Source organism: Phenylobacterium sp. 58.2.17, from assembly GCF_026411515.1.
GTDB lineage: Bacteria > Pseudomonadota > Alphaproteobacteria > Caulobacterales > Caulobacteraceae > Phenylobacterium.
The window spans coordinates 88369-110290 of the sequence record NZ_JAPMTQ010000001.1 but is presented as its reverse complement, the minus strand read 5'-3'; the positions used below and the strand labels follow the sequence as shown (position 1 = coordinate 110290).

Below are 21922 nucleotides of genomic sequence, written 5' to 3'. Positions count from 1 at the left end.
GATTTTGTGCACGTATGCCCAGGCGCGAAGGTCGAGCGGGGGATCGTCGGTGGCTCTGTGGCCGCAAAAATATCGGCCGAGAGCCTTCGAAGACGTTCTGGGTCAGGAAGGCGCGCAGGCAGTCCTTGAGAAGCTCGTGACGGGAGAGCCGACCTCTGTCGCCCTTGTTGGGGCCACGGGCGTCGGCAAGTCGACCCTGGCCCAACTCTATGCGCGGGCGCTTCTTTGTGTCGGGCCGCGGCAAGGCGCCAATGCCTGCGGTACGTGCGCCAATTGCCTTGAGTGGGCCCGCGGGGAGGCGCCGGGAGAGTATTTCGAGCTGCTCGCGAACGGCCAGCATGCGGTGGCCTTGCGTCGTGTGATCAGCGAGTCTGCAAGCCGCTGGCGCCTGTCGGGCAGGGCTATTGTCGTCCTGGAAGACGTCGATGAACTGCGCGGGTGGCGGCTGTTTAAGGGGCCGCTAGAAGCCACTGGAAATGATCGCATTTTCGTCTTCACCGCCGATCATCGCGCGCACATTCCACCGGAGATCCAGGACCGGCTGCTGGTGCTGGAGCTAGGTCGTCCGTCTAGCTCCGACCTCTATGAGGCCATGTTGCGGGCCTGCCTGGCCGAGGGTGTGAGCTTTGATCCCGGCGCCCTGCAGTTGATCGCTTCTGGCGCACGTAATTTTCGTGAGGCGATTGGCGAGGCCGAACGGCTTGCGCGGAGCGACGCCCTGACCAAGCAGGGCGTTCTTCGTGGCGCCTATTTGACCGAGCTCGCGTGGGTCGAACCCTACTTGGTCGGTCTTGCGAGGAAGGATATCGCTGCGCAGGTTGAGGCGTTGCGCAGCTCTCGTCTCGAGCCCGCGGCCACGGTCGAGGCATTGCTTGGCCTTATCGCGTGGCTCAAGACCGGGGTTGGGCTGAAACAAAATAGCGTGGAGCTTGATGGGGGCGTGGCGTCGGCGGGGCGGCGCATTCGGGCCCAGCGGCGGTTTGCAGACGCCGCCGCAAGTCTGGGAGTTTCGACGCCAGACCTCTGGAGCTTAGCTGCAAGCTTTTGGACGAGAGCGCCAAGGCCTGACAGCCCCGCCGCACTCGACGTTCTAGCGGTCCAATTTTGGACGGATGTCACCAGGGCCATGGCCCCGCCGTCAGGCGTCGTGGGTGGTTCAGCGTCGCCCTCCGGCCAAGCCGTCGCGCCGCGTCGGGTCAGGGTCGCTAAGGCCGATGCCGGACCGGTCGACGCAGCGTCAACTGGATTCCTTTCGCATCAACAGGTCAGAGCGCTCTACGAGGCTGCGACATTTGCGCTTCAGGTCCATTGGGCGCCGTTCAACACGCAAATCGAGATCATCTGGTCCGATGAAGCGCACTTGGCTCCCGGCGGGGTAAGCGGGGCGATCGACACGTTCGCACATGCCTTGCAGCAACGCGTCGGGGGAGGCGGAGGGCGGCCGTTCGCCCGACTACTGTTGAATGAAACGAACGCCGAGGGGCGAATGGTCACGACCATCATTGGTCATGTTTCGCCCGGCCATCGTGACGTGCTGCAAACCTGGTTGAACCGCAGGGCGGTCAAGGGCGTGGTGCGGCCGGTGCAGTTGCCCCAACCCGCGTCGACCGTCGAGGAGGCGGTGGCGATCCATTGGGCGCTGGTCCGACACCTCTGGGGCGGCTTGGACCCGGCCGCGTATGTGGACGGTCAATCGTTACTGGACGTTCTCGCGGTTCCCAACGATCAGCGTCGCGCGCTGGGCTCCGGCTTCACGCATCATAGTTTTTCCGTCGCCCTGTGCATTGGAAAGGGAGCTCAAAGGCGTTTGGCGAAGGCCGGCGCGCCGCATGTATCGGCCATGACCGAGCGAGCATGGAATTGGATTGCTACCGGCTGGGAGCGCATGCAGTTCGAGGCTTGGGCGAAGGCCGGGGGAGAGCGTCGCGCCGAGATAGCATTTGAAATTCGCCGTTTGCGGTCGAAGGGTGGCGATCTCGCCTTAGTGGCTAGAAATAAAGATGTGAAATATCAGATAGATATTGAACGCTCTGTGCCGCCGCCTTGGCGAAGCGGAGGCGTCGGGGCGTCGAATGTCGACGGACATTCTGCCGAGATGGGCTCTTTATTCGACGAGATGTGGTGATTTTGTAGCGAGCTATCTCGATGCGGGGGGGGGGGGCCTCGGCCGGACACGTGGGCGCGCTTTCGTCCCAGTCGGCTAGGGCTGGACGCTGCTGGATGCGATTCTGGACCGGCTACTTGCGCACCGTTCTCGGAGACAGCCGCCCGTCGAGGTTGTAGCGTGGCTGCAACCTTTGGGAGGGCGAATTGAGAATTCTGATCGTGACGGCCGTTGTTGTAATGGCGCCGGCGCTGGCGCAGGCCGAAGCCTTGGAGCTGATTTGCGAGGGCACGGCCTCGATCGCCTCGACTGAAAATAGCAAGATCGACACCGGCGTCAGCAATGGCTTCGGCACAAACCATCAGATGACGATGAAATCCGAGAGCGTGCGCAACAGTGAGCGCTCGGTCGCCATCCGCGTGCGCGATGACGGGACCGGAGATGCGAAGCTGCCGGGTTGGGGCATGCCGCTATGGGTCACGAAAAGCGCAGACGGCTGGCGTCCGCTCACCGATCTGCAGATGACTGACGCTGAGATCAGCGGCCGCTTCAAGCTCAACGGCCTTAACAACCCTACCTTCTCAATCAACCGGAAGACCGGCCGTATGCACCTGAGGATGTACGGCGCCTCGTTCAATGGCGACTGCTCGAAGGCGCCCGACAAGGACGCGCCCAACAAGTTCTAGATCGAGGTGGGAGCGAGCCCCATGGTAGACGGCAAAGCGGTTGCTGCGGCAGTTCAAGAGGCGCACGCGGACATCACCGGTGGTGAGCCGATTGACGGGGTGTTCGACCGTATTGCCGAGGAATACGGTCTTCGATCGGAGCTGCTCCGATTGAGGTTCTCGGAAAGCTATGGTGATGCGGCGCGGTTGCACGCCAATGCGAAATGGGCGCAGGCCTCTCGCGGCTATCCGGGACGTCGCTTCCGACTGAACGGCCGAGAATTCACCTTTGTCGAAATGGTCGATGGAGGCACCGCTCGGGTGGTGCGCACAGGCACAGACTCGATAGTCGAAATGGCATGGGCCCCCATCTGTGACGAAATCTGGGAACAGTGGGGGATGTGAACGCGAAAATTCTTCGCCTCGGGGAACCGGGGCGACGCTCACGGTCAAGTTGTCGCCGCGGTGAGCGCACGGCGGAAAGGGGCCGCTTTCGCGCCAGGTGCTGCGGCGGGCCCGGCGCGGCGCCTTCTGGTCTTGGAATTCGTGTTCGCGACCTACCTCCAGTCAGCCGCTTCAATGAAAGCCGCGTCCTTCTCCCAATCCGCGATCGCCACGGACATGGCGTCGGCATTCTGACGCTGCCCAGCTTGGCGAGCTAGCCATCGAACGTGCTGGGCCATTGCAGTCCGCCGCTCGGGCGAAAACGGTTGGCCCCAATGCTCAGCGTAGGCTGCAGGATACTCGACCGGGAGCAGCACCGAATAGAAGACACCAAGAAGCCGCCGCCTCTTGGCGAGGCTCAAGCCCTTTCGTCCGACGCGGTAGCCAAGCAGGTGTAGCGGGCTCTGCTCGGCCCAGTCCTTGCCCGCGTAATCATCATCGGGCGGGGTGAACGCCTCGTCGCTACGGGCTAGCTCAGCAAACGTTGCGTGGGGCGAAAGGGTGACGAGACCTGTGGAGCCGAATAACGGATCGACCGCAACCCAATCACTTGCCGTTAGATCCGCCACAAACGAGACGCACCAGTTCCGCTTCAGCGCGTAGAGCAGTTGCTGATTGTCCTCGCAGAAGTGGACCGGGCTGTCACAGGCGTTGCAGTGGCGGACGTTTTCAAAGCTCGTCGGGCTAAGGTCGTCCCATACCTTGTCGCATTTGAAACCCCACGAGCAGTTCCTGAGCAGGATATCACTGACGGTCATCTGGGCCCCGCTTTCATGTACGCGCGATTTCAGCCAGCGGGGGCGGCTTAGGCAATAGGCGCAAATGCTGCGCAGGTGGGCCTCTGACGGACACATTGGTGGCGTGACCGCCAGGAGGACCTCGGCAGCGCTTGCTGCGTCCAAATCCGCCACCCGCGCCGACAGCGAGGCTGTGCATGCGCGCCGTCGAAGAAGGGGGCCTAGCGAACCGGCGGCCGCTTGGCTTTCAGTGCTTCGATTGCGCCGGCTTGGTGATCGGGGCGGTGGTGGCCGTAGTGCTTCTCAAGCACGGCTGTCGTCATGCCAGTGTAGCCGGCCGCTTGCCAAAGCTCGGCGCCGGCCTCCATGAGCCAGGTCGCGCAGGTATGGCGCATCCAATGGGGGGTGATCTCGGCGCTCAGACCTGCGTCGCGCACGCAGCTGGCGAACCCGCGGCGGATCTTGCCGGAAATAGCAAAGCCGCCATGGTGAAGCACGGTCGCATAGCGCGCCGTCTGTTGGTCATCGTTGCCCGTCGCACGTTCGTCGAGTTTGCGCCAACGATGCATATGCGCGAGCAACCGCGGGCTCAGCTTGACCACTGGACGACGCTTTGTGCGACTTTCCCGCTCCTCCTTGCCCCGGCGAAAGATCATCCCGCGGTCAAGGTCGACCCATGCCTGGGTCGCTGAAGGCGCCCAAAGCAGCTTGGTGATGACGCTGTGACGGGTGCCCGTGTAGAGGCCGATCAGAATGAACCGACGCAGGTGCGCGCGATTGGCGCGGGCCGACGAGCCAAGACGCGTCCAGGTCCCATCCTCCAGCTTCCGATAGCCGCAGGCCGCCTTCAGCAAGGCGGCGGCCTGGGCGCGCGTCAGCGCATCTCGAGGGCTCTCGGGCTTGTCCGGCAACCAAACCTTGGGGCGGGTCGCCAGGGTGTCTTCGCCATGCCAGTAGCCGATCGCGGCGGAGAGCACCTCAAGTTCGCGGCGGGCGGTTTGTTGGGAGACTAGGCGGCCGGTCTCACCATGGCGGATCGGCTGGGCAATGCGATGCTCGACGTAGGCCTTGCAGCTCGAGCGCTTGACGTCGCTGACCATCCGCTCGCCCCACCACGTCAGCAGGTGCCGGACGAAGCCGGCGGTGGTGTGCGGATCTGATTTAAGCTGGGGCGCGCGCTCTTGAGCATAGAGCGCCAGGACTTCGGCTACGCTGACTTGAGCGGGATCGCCTCGCGCGCTCGCGCCCGGCGCTGCGTGCGGCCGCCACTTGCTGGCGATGTATTCGGCGAGCGCTCGCTCAGCTGTTGGCAAGCCATCAACGCTGCAGCCTGTGCTGACTTCATGCGCTCCGTCGCGGATGACCCAGGTGTCCGGGAGCCGGTCGCCGCCCCGGGTGATGCGTCCCTTTCGTAGGTAGAGACGGGGGCCTTTGGCGCGACGGGACATGGTTTGAAGAGATCCTTCAGTTGGGTGGGCGTGACGAAGAACTTCCCGGCCACGAGCGCGGGGGTCAGGTGTCCCTTGCGAATTTCGGTGCGAAGCATCGCCACGCTGATCGGCAGCTGGCGGCCAAAGACCGCCACGGCTTCTTCCAGCCGCATAGGTGCGTCCGGCTCCCAGTCAGCGGGATTGGGCCGTTCGCGGACACGGATCGATGAGGTCGTCACGGCAAGCGCTCCGGACGGGGAGGTGTGCTCGGTTTGCGACCTTGCGCGGCCGTGGCGGGACGCTGGCTGGGGGCGATATGGTTCTTCACCCAGCTATATAGTGATTTACGACGTAAAATAACACGACGAGGCGATGGCGGCATTCGAGCCTGGCTAAGCTCCGAATTTCGCGGGCGGCGCGACGCCAGGGTTTGGCCAAGCAGGCGGGCCGCCGTCAGCTGCGGCGGGCTACTGCAGTTGCGCCGGCGGGGTCGACTGAGCGCGGGGCGAATCGTCATCGGGCCTCCTGAGGCCATAGCTTCGGAGGAAAGGCCGCGGACTTGCGTTTGTCGGCTGGGCGCCGGCCGCCCAGCTCTGGCTGCCGAAAGTCACGCTCGGCGTGACGCGTCGCCTGGGCGTCAGGGATTCGTGGAAATTTGCGCCCAAGGAGGCCCAACGCGGCCCGAATTCGCCGGCGCGCGCCCCAACTACGCTGCAGGTGCGCTCGGTTTCCTGGGGAATATCTGGGGAGCGGAACCGCGGCGGTTCCATAACGTCTTGAAAAGAATGGTGGATGCGACAGGGATTGAACCTGTGACCCCCTCGGTGTGAACGAGGTGCTCTCCCGCTGAGCTACGCATCCGCCGCAGGAAGGGTGCGCCTATAGCCGCTAGCTTTGCGCCGGGCAAGCGGTCAGAAGCCGAACACACGCATTTGCCATCTGATCGTAGTGATCGACCAGGATGTCGGGGGCCAGTTCGACCGCCGGAATCTCGGTGTAGCCGAAGCTGACCAGGATCAGCGGAGCCTTGGCGGCGCGGGCGGCGCCGGCGTCCGTAGAGGCGTCGCCGACCATCACCGCGCGCTCGATGCGCCCGCCCGCCGCCTCGACGGCGAAGATCAGGTGTCGGGGGTCGGGCTTCGGCGCCGGGGCCGAATCGGCCCCCACTACGGCGTTGAAGAAGCGGGCGAGGTCGAGCCTTTCGAGAATCGGCGTCGACAGCCCGGTCAGCTTGTTGGTGCAGACCGCCAGCCTGGCGCCGGCCGCCTTCATCTGCGTCAGGCAATCGACCACGCCGGGGTAGGGGCGGGTCAGGTCGGCGCTATGGTCGTTGTAATGGGCGATGAAGCGCTCGAAGAGCTCGGGGATGCGCTCGGCGGGCAGGGGGCGGCCCTGGGCGGCGAAGCCGCGCTCGATCAGCCGCCGTGCGCCGTGGCCGATGAAGGGGCGGGCCTCGTCCAGCGGCAGGGGCGCGATCCCCTCCTGCTGCAGGACGACGTTGAGCGTCCCGATCAGGTCGGGCGCGGAGTCGACAAGCGTTCCGTCGAGGTCGAAGGCGATGGTCGCGCCGTCCAGCGCGCTGAGATCGGTCAAGGAAACGCTCCGTCGAAACCGCTCGCCGTTTCGGCTAAACGCCGCATGATTGCAACATCCGCACGACTCGTAAGGACCGATCCATGACCAGACGCGCCGCCGTGATTATGGCCGCCGGCCAGGGCACGCGCATGAAGTCGCCGACGCCGAAGGTGCTGCACAAGGTCGGCGGCCGCGCGATCCTCGACCGGGTGATCGACACGGTGCAGGCCAGCGGCTGCGAACGGATCGTGGTGGTGGTCGGCAACCACAGCCCCGGCGTCCGGGCCCTGGTCGAGGCGCGCCTGGGCGCGGCCGCGGTGGCGGTGCAGGATCCGCCGCTGGGGACGGCCCACGCGGTGCTGGCCGCCCGCGAGGCGCTGGCCGATTTCGACGGCGACGTCCTGGTCCTCAACGGCGATTGCCCGCTGCTCGAGGCGCACCACCTGGAGCCCCTGTTCGAACTGCGCACCGCCGGCGTCGACATGGCGATGCTGGCGTTCGAGCCCGCCGACCCGCTGCTCTACGGCCGGGTGCTGCGCGGGGCCGACGGCCATGTGCTGCGCATCGTCGAGGCCAAGGAGGCCACGCCCGAGGAACTGGCGGTCAGGGTCTGCAACGCCGGCATGATGGTCGCCGACCGGGCCCGCATGTTCGGCTGGCTCGGTCAGGTCACCAACGACAACGCCAAGGGCGAATACTACCTGACCGACACCGTGAAGATCGCGGTCGCCGAGGGTGGGCTGGTCAAGGCCTCGATCGCGCCGGAGAACGCGGTCATGGGGGCCGACACGGCCCTGCAGCTGTCACAGGCCGAGGCGGTGTTCCAGCAACGCCGCCGCGCGCACTTCCTGGCGCAGGGCGTGCAGATGCTGGCGCCGGACACCGTCCATTTCAGCTGGGACACCCAGGTCGCCGCCGCCGCGACGATCGAACAGTTCGTGGTCTTCGCGCCGGGCGTCAGCGTCGAGACCGGCGCGGTGATCCGCGCCTTCAGCCATCTGGAGGGCGCGGTGGTGAAGGCCGGCGCCCTGATCGGTCCCTACGCCCGCCTGCGTCCGGGCGCGGAGATCGGCGAGGAGGCGCACATCGGCAACTTCGTCGAGGTCAAGAAGGTCAAGGTCGGCGCCGGCGCCAAGGCCAACCACCTCAGCTATCTCGGCGACGGCACCGTTGGGGCCAAGGCCAACCTTGGGGCAGGCACGATCTTCTGCAACTACGATGGCTTCGACAAGTTCGAGACCCATGTGGGCGAGGGGGCCTTCGTGGGGTCGAACTCGGCCCTGGTTGCTCCGGTCACCATCGGGGCCGGCGCCTATACCGGCTCTGGCTCGGTGATCACCCGCGACGTCGCCCCCGACGCCCTGGCGCTGGAGCGCAGCACCCAGGTCGAGAAGCCTGGCTGGGCCGCCCGTTTCCGCGCCGCCAAGCTGGCCAAGAAGGCGAAGAAATGACGTCGCGGCGCGTCCGCGCTTGGCCTATGTCACCGCCATGAACACAGCAGACGATCAGAAGCGCGCCGCCGGCGAGGCCGCCGCCGCCCTTGTCGAGAACGGCATGACCGTCGGCCTGGGCACCGGCTCGACCGCCGCCTGGTTCGTCAGGGCGCTGGCTGCCTTGGGGCTGGACATCGTCGGGGTCCCGACCTCGCTGGCGACCGCCCAGCTGGCGCAGAGTCTCGGCATCCGGCTGGGCGAACTCGGCCAGGTGAAATCGATCGACCTGACCATCGACGGCGCCGACGAGATCGGTCCGGCCCTGTCGCTGATCAAGGGCGGCGGCGCGGCCCTGCTGCGCGAGAAGCTGGTCTGGGAGGCCTCCCGGCGCTGCGTGGTCATCGCCGACGCCGAAAAGCGCGTGGCCAAGCTGGGCAAGTTTCCCCTGCCGATCGAGGTCGTGGCTTTCGGACATGAGACCACGGCCCTGCGGATCTGCGACGCCCTGGCCGAGTGCGATCTCGGGATCGCGCCGCGTTTGCGGATCAAGGACGGCGCCCCGGTGAAAACCGACGGCGGCAACCTCATCTATGACGCAGCTTGCGGGCGTATCGAGGACCCCGCCCAGCTCGCCGACGCGCTGAAGAGCGTGACCGGCGTGGTCGATCACGGCCTCTTTCTGGACCTCGCGGACATGGCCCTGGTGGGCACGCCGGACGGCGTCGTCACCCTCGAGCCGTAAGGAGTCATCTGTGGCGAACTACGACTACGACCTCTTCGTGATCGGGGCCGGTTCGGGCGGCGTGCGGGCCGGACGGCTGGCGGCGCTGTCGGGCGCCAAGGTCGGCATGGCCGAGGAGCACCGCGTCGGCGGCACCTGCGTGATCCGCGGCTGCGTGCCCAAGAAATTCATGGTCTACGCCTCGGAATTCGCCAACCAGGCCCAGGTCGCCGAAGGCTACGGCTGGAGCGTCGGCGAGGCTCAGTTCGACTGGAAGCGCTTCCTGGAGGCCAAGGATCGCGAGATCGCCCGCCTGTCGGGGATCTATGTGACCAACCTCAGCAACGCCGGGGTCGAGATCGTCCATGCCAAGGCCCGCCTGAAGGACGCCCACACCGTCGAACTGGTCGGCAAGGGCGAGGTGACCGCGGGCAAGATCCTGATCGCCACCGGCGGGCGGCCCTGGACGCCGACCGATTTCGCCGGCGCCGAGCACATCATCACCTCGGAAGAAGCCTTCCATCTGCCGGAGCTGCCCAAGCGGATCATGGTCGCCGGCGGCGGGTACATCGCCGTCGAATTCGCGGGCATCTTCGCGGGGCTGGGAGTCGACACCACCCTGGTCTATCGCGGCCCGAACATCCTGCGCGGTTTCGACGACGACATTCGCTCGCACGTCACCGAGGAGATGAAGAAGCGCGGCGTGAAGATCATGCTCGGCTGCCAGCACCAGAGCATCGAAAAAACGGCCAGCGGCCTGGTCAGCCACATGGACGGCTGCGGCGACATCGAGACCGACGTCGTGATGTTCGCCACCGGCCGCAAGCCGTATGTCGAGGGCCTGGGCCTGGAGACCGCGGGCGTCGCCCTCAACGATGTCGGCGCTATCGTCGTCGACAAGTTCTCGAAGACCAACGTCGACAACATCTGGGCGGTTGGCGACGTCACCGACCGGATCAACCTGACCCCGGTGGCCATCCGTGAAGGCGCGGCCTTCGCCCAGACCGAGTTCTACGGCAACCCGACCAGCTTCGATCACGACATGGTCGCCTCGGCGGTGTTCTCGCAGCCGCCGGTCGGCTCGGTCGGCCTGTCCGAGGCCGACGCCCGCCATCTTCATGGCAAGGTCGACATCTACCTGTCCCGCTTCAGGCCGATGAAGACGACCTTCTACGGGGGCGACGAGCGTTGCATGATCAAGCTGGTGGTGGAGGCGGGCTCCGAGAAGATCCTCGGGTGTCACGTGGTCGGGCCGGACTCGCCGGAGATCATCCAGATGGCCGCCATCGCCCTGAAAATGGGCGTGACCAAGCCGCAGTGGGATTCGACGTGCGCCGTGCACCCGACCTTGGCCGAAGAACTGGTGACGATGCGCGACAAGTACGTGCCCCAGGGCGCGGCGGCGTGACGGCTGCGGAGGCGAGCGCCCCGATCCGGGAGGCCTCCTGGTACGGCTGGGTGCTGGCCTTCGCCTTCGTGCTGGCGCCCGTCGCCGGCTGGGTCGGGCCGCTGGCTTTCGCGCCGATTGTGGGCCTGAGCGGCCTGCTCAGCCTGGGCGCGCTGCGCATGGCCGAGCGCGACCGCCCGGCCGCCCTGGCGATCCTGGTGCTGTCGATCTGGGCGCTGGTCTCCATGGTCTGGAGCCCGTTTCATCCCACCAAGGCCGGGCAGGCCACAGCTATGAAGCTGATCCTGCAGGGCGTTCTCTATTGGGCGCTGTTCCGGGCTGCGGCGGCGCTTCCCTCGGCCAGCCGCATCCTGGTCCTGCGCATCTTCGCCTGGGGCATGGCGCTGCTTGGCGCGCTGCTGGCCATCGAGGCCCTGACCGGGGCCGGCGTCTACCAGGCGCTGCGCAATGCGATCAACGACCCGATCCGGCCGGACCTGGCGGTCAAGAACGTCGCCCAGGGCGGCTTCGTCCTGGCCGTGCTGACCCCGGCGGGGGCCCTGGCGGGCTGGCGCGCCGGCGCCGGCGTCTGGCCGGGCCTGCTGATGGCCGCCGGTGTCCTGGGCGCAAGTTTCGGCCTCGACGCCGACGCGCCGGTGATCGCCCTGGTCCTCAGCGCCCTGGCCGTCTGGGCAGTGTGGCGCTGGCCGGTCTGGGCCCCACGCGTGCTCGGGGCCGGCGCGGCGGTGCTGTTCCTGGCCGCGCCCGCGGTGGTCTGGGCCACGCGCCAACTCGGTTGGTTCCAGGCGCTGGAGCGCGAGGTGCCGCTCTCCTGGTCGCTGCGGATAGGCTATTGGCGTCATGCGGCCGACTGGATCGGCGACCACCCGCTGCGCGGCTGGGGCATCGACGCCAGCCGGACGTTCGGTCCCGGCATCACCCTGCACCCGCACAACGGCCCGCTGCAGGTCTGGCTTGAGCTCGGCCTGATCGGCGCGACCGCGGCGGCGGTGTTCTGGTTCGTGGCCATCGCCAGCCAGAGCCAGCCGCGCCGCGATGTCGGCCGCGGCGTCGCCGTCGGCACGGCGGTCGCCTACCTGACCTTCTCTGCCGTCTCGTTCGGCGTCTGGCAGGAATGGTGGCTGGCGGTCGGCGGACTGGCGGCGGCCGGATGCATGGCCGTTCTGCGACAGGGCCGGCTGGAAAACGCCTAGCAGGGGGCTCAAGGCCTTCCTACGTCATCGACTGCGCAATCATTCTGGGTTTAGAAGCCCTCGGCCCGTTCGTCGTGCGGGCGCGGAGTTGAGCCATGACCGAACATTGGACGCCTGCCTCCTGGAGGAACAAGCCCGCCAAGCACGTGCCGACCGACTATCCGGATCTGGCTGAGGTGGCGAAGGTGGAGCAGGTCCTGCGCGGGATGCCGCCGCTGGTGTTCGCCGGCGAGGCCCGCCGCCTGAAGAGCCTGCTCGGCGACGTCGCCGAAGGCCGCGCCTTCCTGCTGCAGGGCGGCGACTGCGCCGAGAGCTTCAAGGAATTCCACGCCGACAACATCCGCGACACCTTCCGCTTGATCCTGCAGATGGCGGTGGTGCTGACCTTCGCCGGCGGCAAGCCGGTCGTGAAGGTGGGGCGCATGGCCGGCCAGTTCGCCAAGCCGCGCTCGTCACCGGTCGAGATCGTGAACGGCGTCGAGTTGCCGTCCTATCGCGGCGATATCATCAATGGCATGGAGTTCGACGAGGCGTCCCGTCGTCCCGATCCGCAGCGCCTGCTGCAGGCCTATGGCCAGTCGGCCTCGACGCTCAACCTGCTGCGCGCCTTCGCCGGCGGCGGCTATGCCGATCTCTACAACATCCATCGCTGGACCCTGGGCTTCGTCGCCGACAGCCCGCAGGGGGCCAAGTACCGTGAGCTGTCCGAGAAGATCAGCGAGGCGCTTACCTTCATGGCCGCCATCGGCGTGACCCCGGAAAGCCAGCCCGACCTGCATCGCGTGGAGTTCTTCACCAGCCACGAGGCCCTGCTGCTGGGCTTCGAGGAGGCGATGACCCGCGTCGATTCCACCTCCGGCGAGTGGTACGACACCTCGGCCCACCTGGTCTGGATCGGTGAGCGCACCCGTCAGCTCGACGGCGCGCACATCGAGTTCTTCCGCGGCATCAAGAATCCGATCGGCGTGAAGTGCGGCCCGACCATGGAGCCGGATGACCTGCTGCGGCTGATCGACGTGCTGAACCCGAAGAACGAACCGGGCCGCCTGACGCTCTACGGCCGCTTCGGCCATGACAAGATCGCCGAGCGCCTGCCGCGCCTCCTGCAGGCGACCAAGAAATCCGGCCGCTCGGTGGTCTGGGCCATCGATCCGATGCACGGCAACACCCTGACCGCCGCCAACGGCTACAAGACCCGGCCCTTCGACCGCATCCTGTCGGAGGTGAAGAGCTTCGTGCAGATCGCCGAATCCGAAGGGGTGCACCCTGGCGGCGTCCATCTGGAGATGACCGGCCAGAACGTCACCGAGTGCCTCGGCGGCGCGCGGGCGCTCTCCGAGGGCGACCTGGCTGACCGCTATCACACCCACTGCGACCCGCGCCTGAACGGCGAGCAGGCGCTCGAACTGGCCTTCCTGGTGGCCGAGAAGCTTAAGGAAGAACGGTTGGAAGCGGCGCTCCGCGCGGCGATCTAACCTGCATGGCGGGGGCGCTCGGCGCTCCCGCGGCCGGTTCGGCAAGCGGCGGGGTGAGCGCTCGCTTGTGCCTTGGCGGGCGCCGGGCGCCTGGAAAATGAGCATGCCGGCCAAGCCGCCCCTTGCGGCTTGTGTTGCAACGCGTCACGTTCCGCGCCTTCTTTGAAAACCGGTGAGAACATGGCCGACCCGGCCCAGGCTGCTCTTCCCTTGGGAGAGCGCGAAATCGACGTCGTGCGCAAGGAAACCGCGGAGCTGTGGAAGCTCTCGTGGCCGGTCGTGCTGTCGCGCCTGGGCATCATGGTCATGGGCCTGTCGGACGCCATCGTCGTCGGCCGCTTTTCGGCGACTCAGCTCGGCTATCACGCCTTGGCCTGGGCTCCGACCAGCGTCGTGGTGACCATGTGCGTGGGGCTGCTCACCGGGGTGCAGGTGATGACCGCCCGGCGGATCGGGCAGGGGCGACGCGAACTGACCGGCGCGGTGCTGCGCCGCGGCCTGTCGTACGGCTTCTGGATCGGCGTGGTGTCGATGGCGATCACCCTGGCGGCCGGCCCGACCTTCCTGCACGTCATCGGCCTGGACAAGGACCTGGCCGACGGCGCCGCCAAGGCGATGCTGATCTTCGCCCTGTCGCTGCCAGGCTACGCCTTCAGCGTGGCCGCGAGCTTCTGGCTTGAGGGGCTCGGCAAGCCCAAGCCCGGCGCGGTGATGATGTGGCTGGCGAACGGCGTGAACCTCGCCCTGTTGCTCGTCCTGGTGCCCGGCAATTTCGGCCTGCCGGCGCTGGGCGCGGTCGGCGGCGCGTGGGCGACGACCGGGGCGCGGACCTTCCTGGCTCTGGCGATGCTGGCCTACATCTGGCGCATGCCCGAGGCGCGGGCGCTCGGCGTGTTCAACAAGCCCGAACGCGACAAGCCCGCCGAGGTCGAGCAGCGGCGTATCGGCTACGGCGCCGGGGCCTCAAACTTCTTTGAGGTCGCGGCCTTCGCCTCGATGAACATCTTCGCCGGCTGGATGGGCGGCCTGCACGTCGCGGCCTGGGCGGTGGTGCTCAACGTCGCGGCGCTGGTCTTCATGGTGCCGCTGGGCCTGTCGACCGGTACGGCGGTGATGGTCGGCCGCGCCTATGGGGCGCGAGACCCCCGCGGGGTGACCCGCGCCGGCCTGATCGGCTTCGGCATGACCGCAGTCTTCGGCCTGGTGATCTCGCTGGTGATCTGGCCGTCCGCAGGGCTGATCAGCCAGGCCTACACCTCCGACAAGATGGTGCTGGCCATGGCCTCGACCGCGCTGGTGCTGTCGTGCCTATTCTTCCTGGTCGACGCCTTGCAGGTGGTCATCGCCCAGGCGCTGCGGGCGCGCGGCGACGTCTGGCTGCCGACCTTCACCCACCTGACCAGCTATGTGCTGGTGATGATGCCGCTGGCCTGGTTCCTGGCCATTCATCTGAAGATCGGGCTGAACGGCATCGTCTGGGCGGTGATCGCCGCCTCGTTCCTGTCGGCCGGCCTGCTCAGCGCGCGCTTCTGGATGCTGGCCCGCCGCGGGTTGTAGTGGAACTATTTTTCGCGCGGTGAACGGTCGATTCACGCTGATCTGCGAGGGTGCCGGCCATGGTTCTCTCGCCGAAGACCACCGCCCGCTGCCTGCTCGTCGCCGCCGCCCTGGTGTGCGGGATCGGCATGGTCACGCCCGGCCTGCAGGGCGTGGAGAAGAACTTCGTGCCGGCCGACAAGGCCGCCCATTTCATCGCCTTCTATGGCCTGACCGTCCTGATGATGGCGGCGTTCCCCAAGAACCGCCGCCTGGAGATCACGTTGGCCGCGGTCATGCTGGGGGCCTCGATCGAGGTGGCGCAGATGTTCACCCATCGCGGGGTCAGCTTCAGCGACCTGGCCGCCGACGCGGCCGGCGCTTTCGCGGTCTGGGTTCCGATGTGGATCCAGTCGCTGCGCAGCCCGCCGGTGGTCGAGCGCCGTCGCCGGGCCAGCGACCGGGTTCCTGAGGCCTCGTCGGTCTAGGTCACAAGGCCGGACGGGCCAGGCCCCATCGAGCTGCTTGCGTGAGGCGGCGCGAGCGCGACGCGCCGCATTGTCGGCGTTAGGAACCGTTTCGCGGCTTAGTGAAAGCTCTCAGGCTAGTCTGCGGCGGCCGTCTTGAGGTGAAGGATCGGCCGTTTGCCCGGCGATGAATGGGACGTCGGCGTCAGGCGAGCCGGCTGGGCGTGACTGACGTAAGGGCGTCTCGGACGCCGAACGACTGAGATGAAGGACATTTGTGTTCCGTTGTTTGCGGTGACGTCTGCCAACGCTTGAAGCGTGTGGGTGTCGATCAGCGATGAGGGGAATGCTTGAGGCCGCGCGGCCGAATGGCGACCGCTGAGCGGCGCGGCGCGGCGCGGCGCGGTCGTCGGCGCTGGGCCGCCAGGGCGACGAGGCTCTTGGCGGCAAGAGTCTGGACGTGGCCGCTCGTCCTGTAGGGGGTCGCCTGGGCGCGATTAGAAACCCGCCCAGGCCTCCAACGCTTAGGCCGTCTGCAGTTGACCAGCGGACGTCTTACCGCTGCGCTGATCGCGTTCCAGCTCGTAGCCAAGCTTCTGGCCTTCGTTCAGGGAGGCCATGCCCGCGCGCTCGACCGCTGAGATGTGGACAAACACGTCCGGGCCGCCGTTGTCGGGTTGGATGAAGCCGAAGCCCTTGGCCGTGTTGAACCACTTAACTGTGCCGGTAGTCATGAGAAAATGTCTCCAAATAAGAGTTTTCGCGCGCTCAATAAGAGGCGTGGTTTAGGTTTTTCGAGAGGGTTCAAGAGGGGCCGTAGTTTGACTCTAGGGTCAAAATATCTGTTCGGCCGAAATTAAATCGCAAATCGATTTTGAAAGCATTTCACGCATTTCAACTCGGTGCGAGCGAAAAATAAAAATAACTTGCCTGCAAGGCGATATCGGGGCGCGAGCCGTTATCACCTCACGCTCAAAGAAGATTTGTGCTAAGTTTGTTAATGCAAAAGGAAATCGAACTCACGCGATTGATCGCCGATCTCCAGGCTCGATCAGTTGTCCACCATCACATCATCATGCAGTTGGTTCGCGATAACGCCCGGAAAGCAGGTAACCCGCGCGCCTATCTGTCCGGCCTTGCTGAAGATCTTACGCAGATTGTTGATCAGAGCCTACCTCTCGACGACGTGCGCACCGCAGCGATGAGCATGCGGCAATATTTCGACGAGTTCCTGGTCACCGTCGGAGCCGAACTGTTGATGAAGCAGCAATCCGACAAGTCCTAAGCGCGGCCTGACCGCGCCTGCGCGGCGCGGGAGCCCAAGCTGTGGCCGCCGTCGCGGTGGGGTTCGGAGGCCGGCGGTTGGCGCGCTGGCCTACTGCCGCTGCCGCGACTTGGCTTCCTCGTCTCGATTGATTTGCGCCCGCTCATTGCGCCTCGCGCGCTGGTTCTTCTTTTTCAGGCGCAGAAACACTGCAAGTCCGCCCGCGAACCCGGCGACCATGAGCACCGCAAGGCTTTCGAGATTGTCGCGCAGGGGCCAAGCGTAGAAGCCCGAAATGATCGCGTCAGCGGCGAGAAGCAAACCGGCGCCTGCTACGCCGGCCATGAAGAGGCTGCCGGTGGGGCGCGGCGCGTATTCTTCCGCTCGGGAGGCGGCCAAGTCGTCGCGTCTCTTCTCTTCCATGGGCGATGATATCACATGCATCGCTCAGGCGGGGTCACAATACGCCATGTTGAGCGACCGACACCGGGTTGGCGAGCGGCCGGCCCGGACCTAGGCCTCGACGCCCAGGATCCAGCCTTCCTCGGTTTCGGCGTCGACGATTACGTCGGCCGCCGAGCTCCTGGCCCCGAAGATCGCGCCCAGCTTGCCGGTCTCGTCCAGTCGCGCGAAGTGCTCGGCGGTGACGCGGACCTGAGCTTGATCCTTGATCTCGCCAGGCTGCGGCTGGGCCTTGTAGAGCGAGGGGTAGACCTCGGCCACGACCACTTCCACGCCGGCCAGGTCGGCCTCGGTCAACGCCTTGAAGCCGCCCTCGAACGGCCAGACCTTCACAGCCTCGCCACGGGCCAGCTTGAGGCGGCGGACGGCCGGAATGCCCAGGATCGCCTGACCGCCGACCGAGCCGTTATAGTAAAGCTTCCAGATCGAGGCCGCGCCCTTGGCGGCCAAATCCGCATGCCGGAACTCGGGCAGGTCGTCGGGGCCATGGGCCCGCGGGCGCTTGGGCTGCAGGGTGGTCAGCGCGTCCTTGGGCGGACAGCCCCAGAACGGGAACGGGCCGCCGGTCAGCCGGCGGTTGATCTCCGAGCCGACGCCGAAGCGGTTGTTGGTGTTGTCGGCCTTGTCCTTGACCATCTTGTCGAGCTGGTCCCAGACCGCGCGCCACGGCAGGTCGCCGGGCAGGGCGAGCGCCTTGGCCAGGCCGCGCGGGAAGCCGAGCGGGAAGTCGAAGCCGACCAGCACGCGCTCGCCGCGCTTCTGGAAGTCGTCGAGGATCTCGCCGAGCTTCTTCTCGGCCTCGGCGCGGGTCGAGGGATTAAACGCCTCGAACGAAAGCCGGAAGCGCAGGTCGCGCTTCATCACCCCGATCCAGACGGAGTCCGGGCCCGTGGCGGGCTTGGCCGCCGCGCTCCAGTCGACGATCACATAGGCGCTGAACAGGCGGGACACGGGAAACTCCGGCGGCGACTAACCCTTGGCTTGTAGCGGCTCGATCCCGAGCGGCCAACGCCCTCAGGTCAGCTTGACCAGCATCTTCCCGAAGTTCTCGCCGGAGAACAACTTGAGGAAGGCCTCGGGCGCACGTTCGATGCCCTCGAGCACGGTCTCGCGCCACTGCAGCTTGCCGGCGGCGTGCCACTCGGCCAGGTCGTGGTGGAAGGCCTGCAGCAGGTCGTAGTGGCTGGAGACGATGAACCCCTCCATGCGGATCTGCTTGCCGACCGCCTGGGCGATGTTGCGCGGGCCCGGCGGCGGAGTGGTGGCGTTGTACATCGAGATCATCCCGCACAGTGCAAAGCGGGCGAAGGGCCGGGCCGAGTTGAGCGCTGCCTCCAGGTGGTCGCCGCCGACATTGTCGAAATAGACGTCGATCCCCTCGGGCGCGGCGGCCTCCAGCGCTTTCATCAGGTCGGGCGCGGCCTTGTAGTCGATCACCTCGTCGACGCCGAGTTCGTCCTTCAGGAAGCGAACCTTCTCCGGCCCGCCGGCCGAGCCGATCACCTTGTGGCCCTTGAGCTTGGCGATCTGGCAGACCATCGAGCCGACCGCGCCGGAGGCGGCCGAGACGAAAACCACGTCGCCGTCCTTCAGGGCCGCGACCCGCAGCAGTCCGGCATAGGCGGTCATGCCGGGCATGCCGGCCGCGCCCAGGAACGCCTGCGGCGGCAGCCCCATTGTGTCGAGCTTCTGCACCATCGAGGCATGGGCGTTGAACGCCTCGCGCCAACCGTAGTTGGACTGCACCAGGTCGCCCGGCTTGAAGCTCTCGTCGGCGGAGGCGACCACCGTGCCGATCGCCCCGCCGTGCATGGCTTCGCCCAGCGCGAAGGGCGCGGCGTAGCTCTTGGCGTCGTTCATGCGGCCGCGCATGTAGGGATCGACGGTCATCCAGTCGTTGCGCACCTGGACCTCGCCGGGGGCGGGCGCGGGCAGGGTGACGGAGGCCAGTTCGAAGTTGTCGGCGCTCGGCGTGCCGACGGGGCGGCTCTTCAGCCGGACCTCGCGCGAGGTGGTCATTGCAGCGTCTCCCTTGCCCGCCTGTCGTTGTCTGCGGCCCATGTTGGCGCGCGGCGCAGGTGGCGTCGAGTGGGGCTTCCGTGTAAGGCGCGGCGCTAGAGTTGGTTGCGGAGCGAATCCATGGGCGAACCCCTGCGAGGCGGCGTGATCGGCGCCGGCGTGTTCGGCGGCCATCATGCGCGCAAGTATGCGGGCGCCAAGGGCGCCGTGCTGTCGGCTGTGCTCGACACCCATCACCCGGACCGCGCCGCGGCGCTGGCGGTTCCGCTGGGCGGGCGGGCGTTCCACAAGATCGACGAGTTTCTCGAGGCCTGCGACGTCGTCACCGTCGCCTCGCCGGCCAGCGCCCACATCGAGGGCGCGCTGGCGGCCTTGAAGGCGGGTAAGCCCGTCTACATCGAAAAGCCCATCGCCATCAGCCTGGACGACGCCGACAAGATCATAGCCGAGGCCGCCCGGCAGAACCTCGTGGTCGCCTGCGGCCATCAGGAGCGGGTGGTGTTCGAGGCCATGGGCCTGTTCGACATTCCCGAACAGCCGCTGAGCCTGGAGTCGATCCGCCATGGCACGCCGTCGGAGCGCAGCCTGGACGTCTCGGTGGTGCTCGACCTGATGATCCACGACTTGGATCTGGCGCTGTCGCTGTCGACCGCCCAGCCCATGGCGGTCGAGGGCGAGGGGACGGTCGACTTCTCTGGCGGCTGGGATCAGGCTCGGGCCGAGGTGACCTTCGACGACGGCTTCACCGCGGTGTTCGATTCCTCGCGCATGGCTCTGGAGCGCAAGCGCAGCATGAAGCTGGTCTATCCGTCCGGCGAGGTCGAGATCGACTTCATCAGCCGCAAGTTCCGCAACACCACGGGCTTTGCGCTGAACGAGGACTATGCCGAGGCTCCCGCCGTGAAGGACACCCTGGCGACCAGTGTCGAGGGGTTCCTGGCGGCGGTGCGCGGCGAGGCTCCTCGCCCGATCGTGACCGCCCAGGAGGCGGCCCGCGCGCTCGATCTGGCGCTGGCGGTCGAACGGGCGCTGGAGGATCGGCGCTAGCGGCGTTAGGCTTGCTCAACCCCATCGGTGGAGCACGGCCATGACCAAGTTCGCCTACGACTTCGAGTTCCACACCATCGAAGGCGGCCACCTGCCGCTAGAGACCTATCGGGACAAGGTCGTGTTGGTGGTGAACACGGCCTCGCAATGCGGCCTGACCCCGCAGTATGACGGCCTCGAGAAGCTCTACAGCGACTACCGCGACCAGGGTCTGGTGGTGCTGGGCGTGCCCTGCAACCAGTTCGCGGGCCAGGAGCCGGGCACCGAGACCGAGATCAAGGAATTCTGCGAGACCCGCTTCAACGTCGACTTCCCGCTGACCGGCAAGACCGACGTCAAGGGCGACACCGCGCACCCGTTCTACAAGTGGGCCAAGGAAGTCCTCGGCGAGCCCGCCGAGCCGGTGTGGAACTTCCACAAGATCCTGGTCGGCAAGGACGGCAAGCTGATCCGCGCCTTCGGCCCGCGCACCGAGCCGCTGGACGACGAGGTCGTCGGCGCGATCAAGGCGGCGCTTTAGGCCCCAGGCCCCGGTTCGCCGCGGCGGGGCGGGGCAAGTCTACCTAGTCGGGGGGGCAATGCGTACTGTCGGACTGCTGGGCGGGATGAGCGCCGAGAGCACGACGCTCTACTATCAGGCCATGAACCGGCTCGTGCGCGAGCGGCTGGGCGGCCTGCACTCCATCCAGCTCCTGATGTGGTCGGTCGATTTCGCGCCGATCGCCCGGATGCAGGCCGACGGGGACTGGCAGGGCGCCGGCGAGGTGCTGGCCAGGGCCGCCGCCAAACTGGAACTGGCCGGCGCCGAGGCGATCATGATCGGCGCCAACACCATGCATCTCGTCGCCGAACAGGTGCAGGCGGCGGTGAGCGTGCCGCTGATCCACATCGCCGACGCCACCGCCGATGCGGTCAAGGCGGCCGGCTGCTCGCGGCCGCTGCTGCTGGCCACCCGCTTCACCATGGAAAAGCCGTTCTATCGCGAGCGGCTGAAGGCCCAGGGAGTCGAGGCGAGCATCCCCGGCGACGCCGAACGCGAGCGGCTGCACGCGATTATCTATGACGAGCTGTGCCAGGGCGTGATTTCGCCCGCCTCGAAGACCGAGGTGCTGGCGATGATCGCCCGGGCATCGGGCGCCGACTGCGTGATCTTCGGCTGCACTGAAGTCGGCCTGTTGCTGTCGCCGGACGATCTGGACCGGCCGGTGATCGACACGGCCCTGGTGCACGCCCAGGCCGGCGTCGACTTCGCCCTGAGCTAAGGCCTCACAGCAGCCGCTCGTCGCTGCCTAGCTGGAACGGCGGCTCCTCCTCGTCTTCGGACGCGTCGAGAATAGGGCCAGGCATGGCGGCCGCCACGCGCGGGGCGATCGGACGGCGCAGGATCGCCTCGGCGCGCGCCAGCCAGCGGTTGGCCTCCTGCATGGCGTCGCCGGGCGAGGTCGCACGCCGGCGCGTCTCGTCGCCGGCCAGCCACAGATCCAGGTCGAAGTCGGGATGATGCGGGTCGTCGAAGATCAGCCGCAGCGTCACCCGCGCGGCGTGCTCCATCGTCTGATCGAGGGCGCGGCGGGGTTCGCCGCGATAGGCGCGCGCCACCACCTGGCCGTCGACGATTACCTCGGCGCCCATAAGCTCGTCCAGGCGGTAGATCAGCAGCCAGGCCCCGGCGTCCCAGGCCACGCCCATCAAGCCGGTCGAGGTGTTGAACCCCGCGCCCCGGCCGCGCCCGCGGGCGATGATCACGGCTTCGGCCGGTCCCTTCAGGACCCGTTTCAGAGCCCGCCGGATGCGCCGCTCCTCGTCCATCAGCCAGGCCGCCGCGCTGCCGAGCAGGGTCACGACCACGCCGGCCAGCGCCAACAGTAGGAAGAGCCTGGGCCATTCGTTCATGCCTGGACGCTAGCGCCGTTCGCAAAGGCCGAGAAGAGCGGCCGCCCGC

Annotated in this window: 22 protein-coding genes and 1 tRNA gene; 14 read left to right on the top strand and 9 right to left on the bottom strand. The window is 66.9% G+C overall.

Features of this window, described 5'->3' with window-relative positions; all coding sequences use genetic code 11:
* Positions 1 to 49: 49 nt before the first annotated feature.
* From OUA97_RS00580 to OUA97_RS00570, 3 genes are all read left to right on the top strand, one after another.
* Positions 50 to 2125, top strand: coding sequence for a hypothetical protein (locus OUA97_RS00580; RefSeq protein ID WP_267229775.1), 2076 nt, complete (start codon positions 50 to 52; stop codon positions 2123 to 2125).
* Positions 2126 to 2310: 185 nt separating this feature from the next.
* Positions 2311 to 2790, top strand: coding sequence for a hypothetical protein (locus OUA97_RS00575; RefSeq protein ID WP_267229774.1), 480 nt, complete (start codon positions 2311 to 2313; stop codon positions 2788 to 2790).
* Between the two features lie 21 nt (positions 2791 to 2811).
* Positions 2812 to 3174: a hypothetical protein gene (locus tag OUA97_RS00570; protein ID WP_267229773.1), complete on the top strand. Its 363-nt coding sequence runs from the start codon at positions 2812 to 2814 to the stop codon at positions 3172 to 3174.
* 152 nt (positions 3175 to 3326) lie between these two features.
* Here OUA97_RS00570 and OUA97_RS00565 read toward each other — a convergent pair whose 3' ends face one another.
* The 4 genes from OUA97_RS00565 to gph all read right to left on the bottom strand — a co-directional run bounded on the left by OUA97_RS00565 (position 3327) and on the right by gph (position 6973).
* Complete coding sequence (locus OUA97_RS00565; protein WP_267229772.1) at positions 3327 to 3971, bottom strand: hypothetical protein; 645 nt, start codon at positions 3969 to 3971, stop codon at positions 3327 to 3329.
* A gap of 200 nt (positions 3972 to 4171) precedes the next feature.
* Positions 4172 to 5398, bottom strand: coding sequence for a tyrosine-type recombinase/integrase (locus OUA97_RS00560; RefSeq protein ID WP_267229771.1), 1227 nt, complete (start codon positions 5396 to 5398; stop codon positions 4172 to 4174).
* Between the two features lie 768 nt (positions 5399 to 6166).
* A tRNA-Val gene (locus OUA97_RS00555) sits at positions 6167 to 6241 on the bottom strand.
* A gap of 27 nt (positions 6242 to 6268) precedes the next feature.
* The gene (gene gph, locus OUA97_RS00550; RefSeq protein WP_267229770.1) at positions 6269 to 6973 is read right to left on the bottom strand and encodes a phosphoglycolate phosphatase; all 705 of its coding nucleotides are present in this window, start codon (positions 6971 to 6973) and stop codon (positions 6269 to 6271) included.
* An 83-nt stretch (positions 6974 to 7056) separates the two neighbouring features.
* Between gph and glmU the strand changes: the two genes are divergently transcribed.
* The 7 genes from glmU to OUA97_RS00515 all read left to right on the top strand — a co-directional run bounded on the left by glmU (position 7057) and on the right by OUA97_RS00515 (position 15209).
* On the top strand, positions 7057 to 8406 hold the full coding sequence (glmU, locus tag OUA97_RS00545) for a bifunctional UDP-N-acetylglucosamine diphosphorylase/glucosamine-1-phosphate N-acetyltransferase GlmU (protein WP_267229769.1): 1350 nt from the start codon (positions 7057 to 7059) through the stop codon (positions 8404 to 8406).
* 37 nt (positions 8407 to 8443) lie between these two features.
* Positions 8444 to 9130: a ribose-5-phosphate isomerase RpiA gene (gene rpiA / locus OUA97_RS00540; protein ID WP_267229768.1), complete on the top strand. Its 687-nt coding sequence runs from the start codon at positions 8444 to 8446 to the stop codon at positions 9128 to 9130.
* A 10-nt stretch (positions 9131 to 9140) separates the two neighbouring features.
* A complete protein-coding gene (gene gor / locus OUA97_RS00535) occupies positions 9141 to 10517 on the top strand; it encodes a glutathione-disulfide reductase (protein WP_267229767.1) in 1377 nt (458 codons plus the stop codon).
* The gene (locus tag OUA97_RS00530; RefSeq protein WP_267229766.1) at positions 10514 to 11710 is read left to right on the top strand and encodes an O-antigen ligase family protein; all 1197 of its coding nucleotides are present in this window, start codon (positions 10514 to 10516) and stop codon (positions 11708 to 11710) included. Before gor ends, OUA97_RS00530 begins: the two co-directional genes overlap by 4 nt.
* A 95-nt stretch (positions 11711 to 11805) precedes the next feature.
* Positions 11806 to 13185, top strand: coding sequence for a class II 3-deoxy-7-phosphoheptulonate synthase (locus tag OUA97_RS00525; RefSeq protein WP_267229765.1), 1380 nt, complete (start codon positions 11806 to 11808; stop codon positions 13183 to 13185).
* A gap of 180 nt (positions 13186 to 13365) precedes the next feature.
* Positions 13366 to 14742, top strand: coding sequence for an MATE family efflux transporter (locus tag OUA97_RS00520; RefSeq protein WP_323690505.1), 1377 nt, complete (start codon positions 13366 to 13368; stop codon positions 14740 to 14742).
* 59 nt (positions 14743 to 14801) lie between these two features.
* Entirely contained in the window at positions 14802 to 15209 is a 408-nt protein-coding gene (locus OUA97_RS00515) for a VanZ family protein (RefSeq protein WP_267229764.1), read from the top strand.
* Positions 15210 to 15712: 503 nt separating this feature from the next.
* Here the strand turns inward: OUA97_RS00515 and OUA97_RS00510 are convergent.
* Positions 15713 to 15922, bottom strand: a complete 210-nt coding sequence (locus OUA97_RS00510) for a cold-shock protein (RefSeq protein ID WP_267229763.1) — start codon at positions 15920 to 15922, stop codon at positions 15713 to 15715.
* Between the two features lie 266 nt (positions 15923 to 16188).
* Here OUA97_RS00510 and OUA97_RS00505 point away from each other — a divergent pair, with 266 nt between their 5' ends.
* A complete protein-coding gene (locus tag OUA97_RS00505) occupies positions 16189 to 16473 on the top strand; it encodes a hypothetical protein (RefSeq protein WP_267229762.1) in 285 nt (94 codons plus the stop codon).
* Between the two features lie 90 nt (positions 16474 to 16563).
* Here OUA97_RS00505 and OUA97_RS00500 read toward each other — a convergent pair whose 3' ends face one another.
* The 3 genes from OUA97_RS00500 to OUA97_RS00490 all read right to left on the bottom strand — a co-directional run bounded on the left by OUA97_RS00500 (position 16564) and on the right by OUA97_RS00490 (position 18933).
* Entirely contained in the window at positions 16564 to 16875 is a 312-nt protein-coding gene (locus tag OUA97_RS00500) for a hypothetical protein (protein WP_267229761.1), read from the bottom strand.
* A gap of 90 nt (positions 16876 to 16965) precedes the next feature.
* Complete coding sequence (locus OUA97_RS00495; protein ID WP_267229760.1) at positions 16966 to 17865, bottom strand: cobalamin biosynthesis protein CbiG; 900 nt, start codon at positions 17863 to 17865, stop codon at positions 16966 to 16968.
* A 63-nt stretch (positions 17866 to 17928) separates the two neighbouring features.
* The gene (locus OUA97_RS00490; protein WP_267229759.1) at positions 17929 to 18933 is read right to left on the bottom strand and encodes an NADP-dependent oxidoreductase; all 1005 of its coding nucleotides are present in this window, start codon (positions 18931 to 18933) and stop codon (positions 17929 to 17931) included.
* 120 nt (positions 18934 to 19053) lie between these two features.
* On the opposite strand from OUA97_RS00490, the gene OUA97_RS00485 reads away from it, so the two are divergent.
* From OUA97_RS00485 to OUA97_RS00475, 3 genes are read left to right on the top strand one after another with little or no spacing between them, the layout of a single operon-like run.
* Entirely contained in the window at positions 19054 to 19980 is a 927-nt protein-coding gene (locus OUA97_RS00485; RefSeq protein ID WP_267229758.1) for a Gfo/Idh/MocA family protein, read from the top strand.
* Positions 19981 to 20020: 40 nt separating this feature from the next.
* Positions 20021 to 20500, top strand: coding sequence for a glutathione peroxidase (locus tag OUA97_RS00480; RefSeq protein ID WP_267229757.1), 480 nt, complete (start codon positions 20021 to 20023; stop codon positions 20498 to 20500).
* 58 nt (positions 20501 to 20558) lie between these two features.
* Positions 20559 to 21242: an aspartate/glutamate racemase family protein gene (locus OUA97_RS00475; protein WP_267229756.1), complete on the top strand. Its 684-nt coding sequence runs from the start codon at positions 20559 to 20561 to the stop codon at positions 21240 to 21242.
* Positions 21243 to 21246: 4 nt separating this feature from the next.
* Here OUA97_RS00475 and OUA97_RS00470 read toward each other — a convergent pair whose 3' ends face one another.
* A complete protein-coding gene (locus tag OUA97_RS00470; protein WP_323690504.1) occupies positions 21247 to 21873 on the bottom strand; it encodes a hypothetical protein in 627 nt (208 codons plus the stop codon).
* Positions 21874 to 21922 lie beyond the last annotated feature (49 nt).

Coding starts and splice junctions, on each gene's coding strand:
- OUA97_RS00570 (WP_267229773.1), top strand. CDS start 2,812: ATGGTAGACGGCAAAGCGGTTGCTGCGGCAGTTCAAGAGGCGCACGCG.
- OUA97_RS00565 (WP_267229772.1), bottom strand. CDS start 3,971: ATGACCGTCAGTGATATCCTGCTCAGGAACTGCTCGTGGGGTTTCAAA.
- OUA97_RS00560 (WP_267229771.1), bottom strand. CDS start 5,398: ATGTCCCGTCGCGCCAAAGGCCCCCGTCTCTACCTACGAAAGGGACGC.
- glmU (WP_267229769.1), top strand. CDS start 7,057: ATGACCAGACGCGCCGCCGTGATTATGGCCGCCGGCCAGGGCACGCGC.
- rpiA (WP_267229768.1), top strand. CDS start 8,444: ATGAACACAGCAGACGATCAGAAGCGCGCCGCCGGCGAGGCCGCCGCC.
- OUA97_RS00525 (WP_267229765.1), top strand. CDS start 11,806: ATGACCGAACATTGGACGCCTGCCTCCTGGAGGAACAAGCCCGCCAAG.
- OUA97_RS00520 (WP_323690505.1), top strand. CDS start 13,366: ATGGCCGACCCGGCCCAGGCTGCTCTTCCCTTGGGAGAGCGCGAAATC.
- OUA97_RS00515 (WP_267229764.1), top strand. CDS start 14,802: ATGGTTCTCTCGCCGAAGACCACCGCCCGCTGCCTGCTCGTCGCCGCC.
- OUA97_RS00510 (WP_267229763.1), bottom strand. CDS start 15,922: ATGACTACCGGCACAGTTAAGTGGTTCAACACGGCCAAGGGCTTCGGC.
- OUA97_RS00505 (WP_267229762.1), top strand. CDS start 16,189: ATGCAAAAGGAAATCGAACTCACGCGATTGATCGCCGATCTCCAGGCT.
- OUA97_RS00500 (WP_267229761.1), bottom strand. CDS start 16,875: ATGGAAGAGAAGAGACGCGACGACTTGGCCGCCTCCCGAGCGGAAGAA.
- OUA97_RS00490 (WP_267229759.1), bottom strand. CDS start 18,933: ATGACCACCTCGCGCGAGGTCCGGCTGAAGAGCCGCCCCGTCGGCACG.
- OUA97_RS00485 (WP_267229758.1), top strand. CDS start 19,054: ATGGGCGAACCCCTGCGAGGCGGCGTGATCGGCGCCGGCGTGTTCGGC.
- OUA97_RS00480 (WP_267229757.1), top strand. CDS start 20,021: ATGACCAAGTTCGCCTACGACTTCGAGTTCCACACCATCGAAGGCGGC.
- OUA97_RS00475 (WP_267229756.1), top strand. CDS start 20,559: ATGCGTACTGTCGGACTGCTGGGCGGGATGAGCGCCGAGAGCACGACG.
- OUA97_RS00470 (WP_323690504.1), bottom strand. CDS start 21,873: ATGAACGAATGGCCCAGGCTCTTCCTACTGTTGGCGCTGGCCGGCGTG.